Origin of the sequence: Pseudoxanthomonas mexicana (assembly GCF_010093385.1) — a bacterium.
Taxonomy (GTDB): Bacteria; Pseudomonadota; Gammaproteobacteria; order Xanthomonadales; family Xanthomonadaceae; genus Pseudoxanthomonas_A; species Pseudoxanthomonas_A mexicana.
Genome location: NZ_PDWV01000017.1, coordinates 1 through 12,915 on the forward strand (window position 1 = coordinate 1; position 12,915 = coordinate 12,915).

Here is a 12,915-nt window from a genome sequence, read left to right on the forward strand (position 1 = left end):
CCCCCCTCCTCCACCGTAGAGAGAACCACCATGGGCCTGTTCACCACCAAAGACGACGTACAGATCTACTTCAAGGACTGGGGCCCGAAGGACGGCCCGGTCGTCACCCTCAGCTACGGCTGGCCCCTGAATGCCGACAGCTGGGAGTCGCAGATGTACCACCTGGCCGCGAACGGCTGCCGCGTGATCGCGCACGACCGTCGCGGCCACGGGCGCTCCAGCCAGCCGTGGGACGGCAACGACATGGACCACTATGCCGATGACCTGGCGCAGCTGATCGAACACCTGGACCTGAAGGACATCGCGATGTTCGGCTTCTCCACCGGCGGCGGCGAAGTGGCGCGCTACATCGGCCGCCACGGTACGAAGCGGGTGAAGAAGGCCGGCCTGGTCTCGGCGGTGCCGCCGCTGATGCTGAAGACCGACGCCAACCCCGGCGGCCTGCCGATCGACGTGTTCGACGGCATCCGCGCCGGCCTGCTGGCCAATCGCGCGCAGCTGTTCAAGGACATCCCCAGCGGCCCGTTCTTCGGCTACAACCGTCCGGGCGCGAAGCCGTCGCAGGGCGTGATCGATGCGTGGTGGCTGCAGGGCATGATGGGCGGCCACAAGAACACGTACGACAGCATCAAGGCGTTCTCGGAGACCGATTTCACCGAGGACCTGAAGAAGTTCGACGTGCCCACGATCATCATCCACGGCGACGACGACCAGGTCGTGCCGATCGACGCCGCGGCGCGCGCGTCGGCCACGCTGGTGAAGAACAGCCAGCTGGTGGTCTATCCGGGCGCCCCGCACGGCATCACCGACACCCACAAGGACAAGCTCAACGCCGACATGCTGGCGTTCGTCAAGAGCTGATGCCCGACCGCCGCCGGCGCGCGTGACGGCGCGCCGGTTCTGCCCGCCCTGTTCACCGATTGCGCCGCCCGCGCTTGCGGGGCGGCGGCGATTTGGGTATCACAGGGGCACGGGGTGTCGGCCCCGCAGGGGATGGCATTGGCGATACACCAGGACCTATGGCGGCCCGTGCAGTGGGCGCAGCGTTTCGCCGCCGCGCTGGCATGGGCGATGGCGGCCGGCTTCATGCTGGCGAACATGGGCAGTGGCCACTTCGTCGACGACAGCGTGCCGCTGGTGGGGGTGCTGGTGGCCATCGCCACCTGGCGCAGCGAACACCGCCAGGTGCGCGGCGCGGTCGCGGGCCTGCTGTCGCTGCTGTTCGTGTTGCATCTGTGGCAGTTCCACGGCCTGGGCACGTGCCTGGTGCTGGCGGCCGCGGCGGTCATCGCCTGGGCCCGCCTGTGGCGGGGGTACTGGCCCGAATTCGTGATGCGTGTGTCGGCGGCGGCGCTGCTGCTGCTCGCCGTGCAGCCGGTCCTGGGCGCCCTGCAACCCCCTGCCCCGCCGGCCGATATCGGCTGGTCGCTTGCGCTCTCGGCGCTGGCGATCTTCCTGCTGGTGTATACGCCGTCGCTGCGGGCTGGACAGGCCCTGGACACCAGTGCCGAACTGATCGCCTTCGTGCTGGCGTTCGCGGTGCTGGCCCTGGTGGGCTGGCACGTGCCCGGCAGCCTGGTGGGCAGGATGGGCGTGGACTATCCGCCCATGCGCCCCATCTCGACGCTGGCCGTCGCCCTGCTCGCGCTGGCCCTGTTGCTGCGCCAGCGCGACCGCGAGCATGCCGCCTGGCTCCTGATGGCCATCGTGGCGGTCCCCCTGGTGCTCACGCTGCTGCAGACGCTGGGCCAGGTCACCACCCCGCTGAACGCCCTGCTGCACCGGGTGGGATGGCTGCCCCGCGCCAGCACGCCCCTGATCGGCGGCTATACCGACTACGGCGTGCTGACCGCGTGGGTGGGGGTGGCCCTGCTGCCGCAGGCGCTGCAACGTTGGGAGAACGTGCGCTGGGGCCTCGTGCGCGGGCTGGGCATCGCGATGGCGTCGGTGGCGGGCATGGCAGCGCTGGGCCTGCTGATCCAGTTGCCCTACCCGCGCGAAGGCATGTCGGTCTACCAGATTTCGCTGACCGCGACGGCGCAGCTGGTCGCGATGGGCCTGGCGCTGGCGGTCGCGGGCGAGAACTCCCTGCGCGAGCGTCTCTTCGGCGTGTTGCCGATGGCCGCCGCGCTGGCACTGGGCGGCATGTTCTGGCTGGCCGCCAGCGCGGACCGCGATGCGATGGCTCGCCGGGTGATGGAAACCCAGACGGCGAGCGCATCGGCGACGTTCCTGCGCGGCGTGGAGCTCCGCCGCGGCGCGCTGCGGCAGTTGTCGGCGTCGCTGGTGGCCGCGCGTCCGGAGGTGGCGGAAGCGCTGTTCGATCGCCATGTCGCCGACATGGTCCGCGCGTTCGCCGCGTTCCGCGTGGTGCGCAGCGTGGGCGATGCAGGCGAGTTCCGCTGGGTCGAACCGGGGTTCGACGCACCTGCCGCGCCGTCGCCACCGTCGCCGGTCGCCGACGAAGGCCTGCTGCAGCCGGTGCCGGGCGGGTGGTGGCTGACGGTGGACGAAGCCGGGCGGCGCACGCAGGCCTTCATCGCGTTGGACGGCTTCGTCATGACCCTCAACAAGGCGATGTTCTCCGACCGCCCGGTACGCGCGACCGCGGATGGCATGGTGATGGTGGAACAGGGCCAGACCTTCGGCGAGCCGCTGTCGGTGCAGACCGTCGCCCTGCCCGGCCACGAGGTGGAGCTTTCGTTGTGGGCACCGCCCTCACTGACCTCGTTCGCGTTGCCGCGCGCACTCGTCGTGGGCGGCCTGAGCAGCGGCCTGCTGATCGCGTTCGTGCTGTTCCTGCTCGACCTGTCGCGGCGCCGCTCCACCGAGGCGGCGGAAACGGCGCGCTCGCTGCTGACCGAGACCGAACGCCGGCTCGATGCGCAGCGGCGGCTCAACGATGCGGCCGCGATGGACAGCGCCACCGGCCTGCCGCGGTTCTCGGCGCAGGCGACCCTGATCACCGAGCAGATCGGCACGCAGGCGCCGTCCGGGCACGGGCTGGCCATCGTCGACCTGGACGGGTTCGGCATGGTCAACGATTCGTTCGGACACGATGGCGGCGACGAAGTGCTGCGCCGCATGGGCCAGCGCATCTCGGGCGCGGTGGGCGAACAGGGCCGCGTGTACCGCTATGGCGGCGAAGGCTTCCTGGTGCACTTCATCGATACCGACATCGACCAGCTCAGCCGCTGGGCGGAGGAGATCCGGCGCGCGGTGGGACAGCCGATCGCGCTGTACTCCACCCATCCCTCGTTCACCGTCACCGCCAGCATCGGCCTGGCGCATGCGCCCGAACACGGCATCGACCTGCAGAGCCTGCTCCGCAGTGCGGACGACGCGCGCCACCTGGCCAAGCGCGCGGGACGCAACCAGGTGCGGCTGCCTTCCGCCGGTGCGCAGCAGGATGCCAACGATCGCCTGAGCCGCGTCACCGCCCTCCGCGAGGCCGTGGCGCGCGGCCAGTTGCGCCTGGCATACCAGCCCGTGGTGGCGGGCGACACCCTGCAACTGATCGGCTTCGAGGCGCTGGCACGCTGGCGCCATCCGGCATGGGGCGAGGTACCGCCGTCGGTCTTCATCCCGCTGGCCGAAAGCGCGGGCCTGATGGAGGACATCGGCCACTTCGTGCTGGAACAGGCCTGTCAGCAGCTCGCCCGCTGGCGGGCGATGGGGCTACGCACGCTGTGCATGGCGGTCAACCTGTCGCCCAGCCAGCTGGGCCAGCCGACGCTGGCGCCGTGGATCGCCGACTGCCTGCAGCGGCATGCGCTGCCGGCCGACGCGCTGACCCTGGAACTCACCGAGAGCGTGCTGGTGGAGGACATGGGCGCGGCGCAGCGGATCCTGCAGTCGCTGCACGAACTCGGCGTGCGCCTGGCGCTGGACGACTTCGGCACGGGTTATTCCAGCATGTCCTACCTGCAGCGCCTGCCGCTGGACGTCATCAAGATCGACCGCAGTTTCGTGGACGGCATTGCCGCGGAGGACAGCACCGATCGCGCCATCGCCCGCACGATCCTGGTGCTGGCCCACGAAATGGGCCTGCGCACCATCGCCGAAGGCGTGGAAACCGTGGAACAGATGAACGCACTGCAGCAGATGCAGTGCGACGAGATGCAGGGCTACTTCTTCGGCCGGCCGATGGAAGTGGACGAAGCGACCGCGCTGGCGCGCGGGCAGTTGCGGCAGGCGACGATCTGACGATCCGGCGCGGCATCAGCCGCGCAGCAATCCCGTCATCGCACGCGCGCCCTGGCTGTCCGGGAACACGCGCGCGTCCAGCGCCGACGTCGCGATGCCGAGGTGGTCGCCGAGCACGCCCTTGAACACGCTACGCAGGTCGGTGGTCGCGCGCAGGTCCCGGCCTTCATTGAGCTGCGCCGGTGCCAGCCCGGGCCAATCGCCGGCGATGCGGCCGCCCGCGACGGCGCCGCCGGCCAGCATCGCCAGCGCGCCCGTGCCGTGGTCGGTGCCACCGGTGCCGTTGACCGCGGCAGTGCGGCCGAATTCGGTGACCACCATCACCACCGTACGCGACCACAGCGCGCCGACACCTTCGTGGAACTGGCGCAGACCCTGATCGAGTTCGGCCAGCTTGCGCGCGAGCACCGGCTCCTGCTGCGCGTGGGTGTCCCAGCCGGTGTTCTCGACGAAGCCGATGCGCGGCCCGTCCGGCGCAGCCATGAACTGCGCCGCCGCCGCCATCGCCTGCGGCAGTCGCGCCACGTTGCCGGCGGCCTGCATGCCTTGCGCCGCGGCCGCCTGTTCAAACGGATACGCGAGCTGCGCGTCGGCCGCGTAGAGCGACTGCAGGCGTTGCAGCAGGATCGGGTTGACGTCCTCGGGCAACGGCGGCGACCACGTCGTCGCATCGGCCGGGCCGCGCAGGATCAGCGGCATCACCGTGCTGACCGACAGCGCGCGCGAGGACGGCAGCGCGGCGACGCAGCGGTTGAGCCAGCCGTTCGCCACGCCGCCGCCAGCGGGCGTGCCGCTTTCCAGGTTGTCCTGCGCTTCGAAGTGCGAGCGCAGCCGGTACGGCGGCGCGACCGCGAGCACCGGCAACCATTCGCGTCGCGCGTAGAGTTGATGGCTGAAAGCCAGGGCCGGATGCAGCGCGAAGTCTGCGTCGAGCGCGCGCGCGCCGTCCGCGGCCAGACCGCCGCGCAGGCGCGCGAACGCCGGATCGCCGAGAGGCGTGACGGCGTGCAGGCCATCGAGGCCGCCGCGCAGCAGCACGACGAGCAAGCGCGTGTCCTGCGCATCCGCCGCACGCGCCAGGTGCGGCCACAGGCTGAGCGTGGTGACGGCACCGCCAGCGGCGAGGAAATGGCGTCGGGTGAGTTTCATGATCACGTCCTCCACTGGAAGGCGGGACTGGCGAACAGCAACGCCAGCCCTTCGCGCGGCGATTCGGCACGGCGCACCGCCAGCGCGGTGTCCGCATCCAGGTGCGGACCGAACACGTCGCCTGCGGTACGCAGCGGATCCGGCGCCGTGCCGCCCGCGGTTTCCGCCAGCGTCTGCGCGGCCTGGATCCGCTTCCACACCGCATCCGCGCCGCTCCATTCCGCGGCGTCATCGGCGAAGCCCGCCGGCGAGCGCGGCGTGAAGGGAGGCTGCCCTAGCCGGCCGAGCAAACCGACCAGCGCGCGCGGTTGCTCGTTCGGCAACGTTCCGGTGCTGCGCAGGGCCGATACGACGAAGTCGTCTGGTGTCTTCAACTTGCGCGCGTCGTCGGCCCAGGCTTCGGGGCTGTCGATCATCGCTGCATACACGGTGCGCAACGCACCACCACTGCGCGCCCAGGCGGTCGCCATACGGTCCACGAGCGCACGTGGCGGCGTATCGCTGACGAAATGCCGCGCGAGCTTGCAGCAGACGTGGCGCGCGGTCGCCGGGTGCTGCGCCAGGTCGTGCAGGATGGCGCGGCCCTGCGCTTCGCCCTCGGCCGCATAGCGACGCCCAAGCACCGCGCGCGGGCCGGCTTCGTGTGCGTTGGCGCGGAAGCGGAACGTAGCGGCGCCGGCGGCGTCGAGGTCGCGCGGCAGCGGCACGCTCCAGCCGGTGAGCGCGCGCGCCAATTCGCGCACGTCGTCCTGTGCGTAGCCGCCGTCCACGCCAAGCGTGTGCAATTCTAGGATCTCGCGCGCGAGGTTTTCGTTGAGGCCTGCGCGCCGTGCGCCGTCTTCGTCCATGCGCCGCCGCTGGCGTTTCGCCAGCGGCGATTGCTCGCCCACCGAGCGCACGTTGTCCAGGTAACGCAGCATCGCCGGATGCTGCTCCACCGCGACCAGCAGGTCGGCGAACGTCCCGGTCACGTGCGGACGGATCGCCTCGCGCTCCATCGGCGCCGCATACAGCGCTGCGGCGCGCTTGTCGGCGGACACGGCGAAGTGGTTCGACCAGAACCGCACCAGCCGTTCGATGAAGTCATGCTCAGTGGCCACCGCCTGCCGGTAGCGCCAGCCGAGTTCACCCAGCTGCAGCCGTGCGAAGCGCTGGCGGAATCCCATCACCGCGTTGTCCGGGCCGTTGCCCTCGTTCTTGCGTGCGGCGCGCCGGTCGCGCAGGTAGTCGTACTCCTGCCGCAGGTAATCGGCGCTGGTGTGCAACGAGGTGCGTGATACGGCCGCAGGTGCATCGAGCTGGGCCTGCAGCCATGCGCGCGGGTCGTCGACCTGCGCCAGCGTGCCGGGGCGTGCGCCCAGGCCGAAACGGTTGGCGGCACTGGTGGTTTCGCGTCGGATCATCACGGCATCCCGTGGGGCGATGTTCCTTGCAACGCGCGGCCTGCGCCCGGGTTGACAGCTGCGCCGCGTGGTCAGCGATGTCGACGCGGTTTCATCCGCATGAACACGACGGATCAATCCGCGCACAGTTGCGCAAGGAAGGCACGTCCGGCCGATCCGGGCGGCGTGTCCTTGCGCCAGACCGCACGCATCGGCATCTGCGCGTACCGCGGATCGGCCTCGGCGATGCGCAGGCGCTTGAGGCGGCCTGCGGCGAGATCCTCTTCGACGATGTGCAGCGGCATGTGGCCCCAGCCCAGGCCCGCGCGCAGGAAGGCGTGCTTCGCACCCAGGTCGGCCAAGCGCCAGGTGAGCGGCGACTGCACCGCGAAATCGCGCCCCGCCGTCAACGGCGTGCGGTCGGTGAGCACGAGCTGCACATGCTTCGACGCGGTCTTCACCGGCACCGTGCCGCGCTGCGCCGCCATCGCGTGCGTGGGCGCCGCGACAGTGACGAAGGGCACCGCCAGCAGCGGTTCGGCCACCAGGTCGGCGGGCAGGTCGGGCAGCGAGCCCACCACGCCGATGCGGCACGTGCCCTCCAGCACGGGCTGGATCACGCCCCCCAGGACCTCCACGTACAACCGCAGCGGCGTGTGCGGAAACGCGGCGCGGCTGTGGGTGGCGGCGCGCGTCAGCGCATCCATGGGGAACATCACGTCCACGGCCACCGAGAGTTCGGGCTCGAGTCCTTCCGCCACGCTGCGGGCGCGCGCCTTGAACGTGTCCATGTGCTCGGCGACCGCGCGCGCTTCGACCAGCAGCAGTCGGCCGGCCTCGGTCAGTTGCGGGTAGCGGGCGCTGCGGTCGAACAGGCTGACGCCGAGCTGCAGCTCGAGATTGGCCAGCGTCTGACTGACCACCGACTGCGCACGGCGCAGCTTGCGGCCCGCAGCGGAAAAGCTGCCCTGCTCGGCGGCGGCGATGAAGGTGCGGAGCTGGTCGAGCGTGACGGCATCCAGCATGTATCGCTCCAGACGATGGTTTTCATCGAAATATATAGGCTTCCGGGATGCATCGCCACGCCCTAACCTGCGCTCCGTACCCGCTGCACCCACCCCTCATTCCCCGGAGTCCACCATGTCAACCGTTACCACTACCCCGAGCACCACCCGCGTTCCCGCCCTGCGTGGCGCCGTCGACCTCGTCGGCCGCAGCCTGCTGGCGTCCCTGTTCGTCATCTCCGGCCTGGGCAAGCTGGCCGCCTACGCCGGCACCGCCGGCTACATGGAGTCCGTCGGCGTGCCCGGCGCCCTGCTGCCGCTGGTCATCGCGCTCGAAGTACTGGGCGGCCTGGCCATCGTCGCCGGCTACCAGACCCGCATCGTCGCAAGCCTGCTGGCGGTGTTCTCGATTGCCAGCGCGGCGCTGTTCCACAGCAATCTGGACGACCAGATCCAGCAGATCATGTTCCTGAAGAACTTCGCCCTCGCCGGTGGCTTCATCACCCTGGCGGCCCGCGGCGCCGGCGGCTGGAGCCTCGACAACCGCTGAAGCAGCATCGCTTCATGCACCACCCGGAACGCCGGCCCATGCCGGCGTTCTTCGTTTCCGGCGCGTGCCCGCACGCGGGTACAAGCCTGCCCACAACGAGCATGCCAGCGTGCGCCTGCCCCTTCGCGGAGCCCACGCATGCGCCGCCACCTGCTCGCCATCGCCATCGCCGCCCTGTCGATCGCCGGACCCGCCGTCGTCGCGGATACCGGTCGCCTGCCAGTGGCGCCGTTCGCCACGTTGCCTGCCGACGTGCGGCATCCGGAAAGCCTGGACGTGGACCCCGCGACCGGCGAGGTCTACGTGGGCCCCTTCGACGCGCGCATGCCGGAGTCGGCCCGTAACAACCAGGTGTTGCGTTTCGCCGCCGACGGCCGGCTGCTGGCCCAGCGCCACTTCGGGCCGACGCCGCTGACAGGCGTCTCCTTCCATGACGGCCAGGTCTACGTACTGAACTTCGGCGCCTCGAAACTGCAGCGGCTGCCGGCGCGCTTCGATGCGGACAGCGCGATCGAGGATGTGGCCACGTTCGCCGCACTGTCGCCCCCCGCGCCGCCAGCGCGGCGCATCGACAATCCCGATGGCAGCCACGACACGATCACGTTCGGGTCGCAGGGCTTCTCGGCCATCAACGGCCTGGTGTTCGACCGCGCCGGCACGCTGTATGTCTCCGATTCGTTCCAGGGCGCGGTCTACCGCATCGCGAACGCGGCGACCTGCCGTCCGTGCAAGGTGGACGTGTTCGCACGCGATCCGCTGCTGGCGACGACCGGCGCATTGCCGTTCGGCGCGAACGGCATGGCCTTCAACGCCAACCAGTCCATGCTCTACATCAACAACGCCGGCGACGGCCGCGTCCTGCGCAAGCGCATGCCTGACGGCGCCATCGAGGTACTGGCCGACAGCGTCTACGGTGCCGACGGGCTGCTGTTCCACGAAGGCCTGCTGTGGGTATCCGCCAACCAGATCGACGCGCTGGTGGCACTGGATGAGCGCGGCCGCGTCCGCCATCGTGCCGGCGACTTCCTCGGCGTGGATGGGCAGGGTGCGCCGCGTGGCCTGCTGTTTCCTGCGGCCAGCGCCGTGCAGGGCCGCCGCATGATCGTGGCCAACCTCGCCCTGCCGCTCAGCGCCGCGACCGGCGACGAGTGGGAAGAGGACGTCACCCGCTGGAACCTCATGCAGTTCGATCTTCCCGATCCGCCGCCTGCCCACTGAGGAGCATCCCATGCTCAACATCACCCCGTTCGGTTGGTTCCATACCGCCATCAGCCTCGTCTCGCTGTTCGGTGGCCTGTACGCGCTGCTGCGCCACCATGACATCCGCTACGCGACGCCGCTGGGCAAGACCTACACCTGGTTCACCGTCGCCACCTGCCTCACCAGCTTCTTCCTGATGCGGACCGGCAAGCTGAGCGAAGCTCACGGGCTGACCGTACTGACGCTGGTCGTGCTGGCGGCAGCCGTGTTGCTGGGACGCAATGCGGTGACCGGCTCCTGGCGGCACGTCGCCTCGGCGCTGGCGTTCACGCTGACGGTGTACTTCCACTTCATTCCCGGCTTCACCGAGACGCTGACCCGCGTGCCAATCGGCGCACCGCTGGTGTCCGGCCCGCAGGATCCGCTGCTGCAGAAACTGGTCGGCGGCACCTTCCTGGTCTTCCTCGTGGGCATGGTGCTGCAGGTTCGCGCATTGCGCCGTGGGCGCACGACGTTGGCCCAGCCTGCGACCTGAGCCGGTTTGCGCGGCCATGCTGACCGCGTTGCCCACGCTGGACGCCCTGCTCGCCGCGCACGCAGGGTCATTGGGTGAAGACGCCACCGGGTATCGCCACCATGCGTACCGGGTGGCGAACTTCTACTGGCAACTGGCGCCCGGCGATGCGGATGCGCTCGAGAAACTGAGCATCGCCGTGGCCTTCCATGACCTCGGCATCTGGACGGCCGGCACGTTCGACTACCTGCCACCCTCGCGGGTGCTCGCGAGGGACTACCTGCACCAGACGGGAAAGGCGGCCTGGATGGTCGAGATGGATGCGATGATCGAATGCCATCACAAAGTCACGCGCACGCCTGCCGGCACATCGCCCGCAGTGGAAGCCTTCCGCCGCGCCGACTGGATCGACGTCAGCCTGGGCATGCGCCGGTTCGGCCTCTCGCGGCGTGTCGTGCGCGAGGTGATGGCGGCCTTCCCGGACGCAGGCTTCCACCGGCGGTTGGCGGAACTGACGCTCATGCGCCTACGCCACCATCCACTCGATCCGCTGCCGATGGTGCGCTGGTGACACGGTGGGCCTGCCGCATCGTGCCGACGAACGGTCATTGACTTATATATTTAGGACTCCTAACTTATTCGTCGTGATCGATACCCCCTTCCAGCGCAGACAGGCCACGCGCGGCTTGGAACAGCTCGCCCACCTGGTGCGCGCACAATCGTGGCGCCAGGACGGCACACCCTCGCTGCCGCCAACGCAGGCCGCGGTGCTGCGGATGCTGCAGGGCGTGCAGGACGGCCTGCGCGCCCGCCATATCGCCGAGCGCCTGGGCGTATCGCCCGCCAGTCTCAGCGACTCCTTGAAGGCGATGGAGGGCAAGCAGTGGATCCGTCGCACCCCCGACCCCGACGATGCGCGCGCCTCCCGTGTGAAGCTGACCTCTGCCGGCTCGCGCATGGCCACCCTGCTGCATCGCCCGGACCAGGGCATGGGTTCGCTGATCGAATCGCTCGACGAAACCGACCTCGGCGCGCTGTTGCGGGTCACCCAGTTGCTGGTCAACGAAGCGCAGGAACAGGGGCTGGCCACCGGCCGGCGGACCTGCCTGGGCTGCGAGTTCTTCCGGCCGTTCGCCTCGGGCGAACGCACGGCGCCGCATGTCTGCGCCTTCCTGGACAAGGCCTTCGGCGACAGCGAACTGCGCGTGGACTGTGCCGAACAGCAGCCTGGCGACGACGAACACCGGCTTGGAAGCGTGGCCCGCTTCCGCCAACCGACTCCGCCCTAGGCGGAAAAAAGAAGGACGGCGCCCGACTGCCATCGGACGCCGCCCGGTACCTCCCACCCACCCTACGAGAGCAAGCAAGAGGAATTTCATTATGTGCCAGAACACCCCCCGACGTTTCGCCTTGGCCGCAGCACTCACGCTGGCCATCGGCGGCGTGCACGCCCATGACGGCAAGGCCCACACCGGCGGCATTCCGTCCACCGCCAACAAGGCGGTGACCGCCGATTTCGACATCGTCCACACCAAGATCAGCACCGACAAGAACATCGCCACGTTCCACATGGCCGTGTCCGGCAAGGCCGGCAACAGCACGCCTGCCGCCACCGGCAAGCTGGCCGGCAGCGACGTGTTCTCCTACGTGTGGCCGACCACCATCGATCCGTACGAAGTCGGCTTCGAGAAAGGCGCCGGCATCCTGGCGATGGCGGTCACCGCGCATCCCGATTTCGACGACACGCCGCTGTACGACGAGAACGGCGACGGCAAGCGCGATAACGACGGCAATCTCTGGCACAGCCACTGGGTCGTGCTGAAGCCGAACGACGCCTGCGGTCCCGGCGCGCTGGGCGTGGTCGACATTCCCGAAGGCAGCAGGCCGCGTTTGCCGAAGACCTGGCCCGGCTTTCCGATCCTGCTCGACAGCCCCGGCTGGAGTCCGACGCTGAATGCAGAGACGGTCGAAGTGAAAGTGCCGTTCGACGATATCGGCGTGGTCACCGCTGGCAGTTTCGACGGCGTCACCGCCGGTCTGCGCGTCAACGCCAGCGTGCACGCACCGCTGCTGTGCGTGGTGGACGTGTTCAAGGTCGCCTCCGGCAACCTGAGCCTGCCCGGCAAGCCGAACCAGTAATCGCACCCTACTCGCTCCGGTCCGCACGGGCCGGCTGCGACCCCACGAGAATATTGCCATGAACGCCATGGATCGCCCGGCGCCACCCTGGCAGGTGGACCGCTGGTTCAACACCTCCCGTCCCCTGTCGCTGGAAGCGCTCCGCGGCAAGGTCATCGTGCTCGAGGCCTTCCAGATGCTGTGCCCGGGTTGCGTGTCGCACGGCCTGCCGCAGGCGTCGCGCGTGCATGCGACGTTCCCCGCGGACCAGGTCGCCGTTGTCGGCCTGCATGCCGTGTTCGAACACCACGCGGCGATGACGCCGGTGGCGCTGGAAGCCTTCCTGCACGAGTACCGCATCGCGTTTCCGGTGGGCGTGGACCGCCCCGGCACGCCGGGCCCGATTCCGCAGACGATGGAGGCCTACGCCATGCGCGGCACGCCGACGCTGGTACTGATCGACGCACACGGTCGGATCCGCCACCAGCATTTCGGCCAGGTCAGCGATCTGGTACTGGGGGCGCAGATCGCCTCGCTGGTGCATGAAGCTCAACTCACCGCGCGGGAACGGGACGGCGCCAGGATCGCACCGGGCTGCGGTCCAGAAGGCTGCGCGCTACCCGCCTGACCGCCTGACCGCCTGACTGCCTGGCCGGTGCCGCCCGTCGGCGGCGTTGGAACTGACACAGGGGCTTCACGGCGCGTTCGCGCCAATCAGGTTTGCATAGCACCATGCACCGCGCACCCGCCCCCTTCTCGCTGCTGCACCGACTGGCCTTCATGGGACTGGGG

At 69.6% G+C, this 12,915-nt stretch carries 12 protein-coding genes; 9 read left to right on the plus strand and 3 right to left on the minus strand.

Features of this window, described 5'->3' with window-relative positions; translation table 11 throughout:
• Window positions 1-30 precede the first annotated feature (30 nt).
• Both CSC76_RS07965 and CSC76_RS07970 read left to right on the plus strand, forming a co-directional pair.
• Window positions 31-861, plus strand: a complete 831-nt coding sequence (locus tag CSC76_RS07965; protein WP_162109499.1) for an alpha/beta fold hydrolase — start codon at window positions 31-33, stop codon at window positions 859-861.
• A 138-nt stretch (window positions 862-999) separates the two neighbouring features.
• Window positions 1,000-4,206 carry a putative bifunctional diguanylate cyclase/phosphodiesterase gene (locus CSC76_RS07970; protein WP_162109500.1) on the plus strand — a complete coding sequence of 1,069 codons (3,207 nt, stop codon included), beginning with the start codon at window positions 1,000-1,002 and terminating at the stop codon, window positions 4,204-4,206.
• 15 nt (window positions 4,207-4,221) lie between these two features.
• Here the strand turns inward: CSC76_RS07970 and CSC76_RS07975 are convergent, their stop codons facing one another.
• From CSC76_RS07975 to CSC76_RS07985, 3 genes are all read right to left on the minus strand, one after another.
• A complete protein-coding gene (locus CSC76_RS07975; protein ID WP_162109501.1) occupies window positions 4,222-5,355 on the minus strand; it encodes a DUF1501 domain-containing protein in 1,134 nt (377 codons plus the stop codon).
• Window positions 5,356-5,357: 2 nt separating this feature from the next.
• A complete protein-coding gene (locus CSC76_RS07980; RefSeq protein ID WP_162109502.1) occupies window positions 5,358-6,758 on the minus strand; it encodes a DUF1800 domain-containing protein in 1,401 nt (466 codons plus the stop codon).
• A gap of 113 nt (window positions 6,759-6,871) precedes the next feature.
• Window positions 6,872-7,762 (minus strand): LysR family transcriptional regulator, encoded by an 891-nt coding sequence (locus tag CSC76_RS07985; RefSeq protein ID WP_162109503.1) that lies wholly within the window; start codon window positions 7,760-7,762, stop codon window positions 6,872-6,874.
• A gap of 115 nt (window positions 7,763-7,877) precedes the next feature.
• Here CSC76_RS07985 and CSC76_RS07990 point away from each other — a divergent pair, with 115 nt between their 5' ends.
• From CSC76_RS07990 to CSC76_RS08020, 7 genes are all read left to right on the plus strand, one after another.
• Window positions 7,878-8,291: a DoxX family protein gene (locus CSC76_RS07990; RefSeq protein WP_162109504.1), complete on the plus strand. Its 414-nt coding sequence runs from the start codon at window positions 7,878-7,880 to the stop codon at window positions 8,289-8,291.
• A gap of 138 nt (window positions 8,292-8,429) precedes the next feature.
• Window positions 8,430-9,509 (plus strand): SMP-30/gluconolactonase/LRE family protein, encoded by a 1,080-nt coding sequence (locus CSC76_RS07995; protein ID WP_162109505.1) that lies wholly within the window; start codon window positions 8,430-8,432, stop codon window positions 9,507-9,509.
• Between the two features lie 10 nt (window positions 9,510-9,519).
• Complete coding sequence (locus CSC76_RS08000; RefSeq protein ID WP_162109506.1) at window positions 9,520-10,026, plus strand: hypothetical protein; 507 nt, start codon at window positions 9,520-9,522, stop codon at window positions 10,024-10,026.
• Window positions 10,027-10,042: 16 nt separating this feature from the next.
• Window positions 10,043-10,576: a hypothetical protein gene (locus CSC76_RS08005; RefSeq protein ID WP_162109507.1), complete on the plus strand. Its 534-nt coding sequence runs from the start codon at window positions 10,043-10,045 to the stop codon at window positions 10,574-10,576.
• Between the two features lie 73 nt (window positions 10,577-10,649).
• Window positions 10,650-11,294, plus strand: coding sequence for a MarR family winged helix-turn-helix transcriptional regulator (locus CSC76_RS08010; RefSeq protein WP_162109508.1), 645 nt, complete (start codon window positions 10,650-10,652; stop codon window positions 11,292-11,294).
• A gap of 91 nt (window positions 11,295-11,385) precedes the next feature.
• Window positions 11,386-12,144, plus strand: a complete 759-nt coding sequence (locus CSC76_RS08015; RefSeq protein ID WP_162109509.1) for a hypothetical protein — start codon at window positions 11,386-11,388, stop codon at window positions 12,142-12,144.
• Between the two features lie 58 nt (window positions 12,145-12,202).
• Complete coding sequence (locus CSC76_RS08020; RefSeq protein WP_162109510.1) at window positions 12,203-12,751, plus strand: redoxin domain-containing protein; 549 nt, start codon at window positions 12,203-12,205, stop codon at window positions 12,749-12,751.
• The last annotated feature ends 164 nt before the right edge of the window (window positions 12,752-12,915 follow it).

Coding starts and splice junctions, on each gene's coding strand:
- CSC76_RS07995 (WP_162109505.1), top strand. CDS start 8,430: ATGCGCCGCCACCTGCTCGCCATCGCCATCGCCGCCCTGTCGATCGCC.
- CSC76_RS07965 (WP_162109499.1), top strand. CDS start 31: ATGGGCCTGTTCACCACCAAAGACGACGTACAGATCTACTTCAAGGAC.
- CSC76_RS08000 (WP_162109506.1), top strand. CDS start 9,520: ATGCTCAACATCACCCCGTTCGGTTGGTTCCATACCGCCATCAGCCTC.
- CSC76_RS07985 (WP_162109503.1), bottom strand. CDS start 7,762: ATGCTGGATGCCGTCACGCTCGACCAGCTCCGCACCTTCATCGCCGCC.
- CSC76_RS07980 (WP_162109502.1), bottom strand. CDS start 6,758: ATGATCCGACGCGAAACCACCAGTGCCGCCAACCGTTTCGGCCTGGGC.
- CSC76_RS08015 (WP_162109509.1), top strand. CDS start 11,386: ATGTGCCAGAACACCCCCCGACGTTTCGCCTTGGCCGCAGCACTCACG.
- CSC76_RS08020 (WP_162109510.1), top strand. CDS start 12,203: ATGAACGCCATGGATCGCCCGGCGCCACCCTGGCAGGTGGACCGCTGG.
- CSC76_RS07990 (WP_162109504.1), top strand. CDS start 7,878: ATGTCAACCGTTACCACTACCCCGAGCACCACCCGCGTTCCCGCCCTG.
- CSC76_RS07975 (WP_162109501.1), bottom strand. CDS start 5,355: ATGAAACTCACCCGACGCCATTTCCTCGCCGCTGGCGGTGCCGTCACC.
- CSC76_RS08005 (WP_162109507.1), top strand. CDS start 10,043: ATGCTGACCGCGTTGCCCACGCTGGACGCCCTGCTCGCCGCGCACGCA.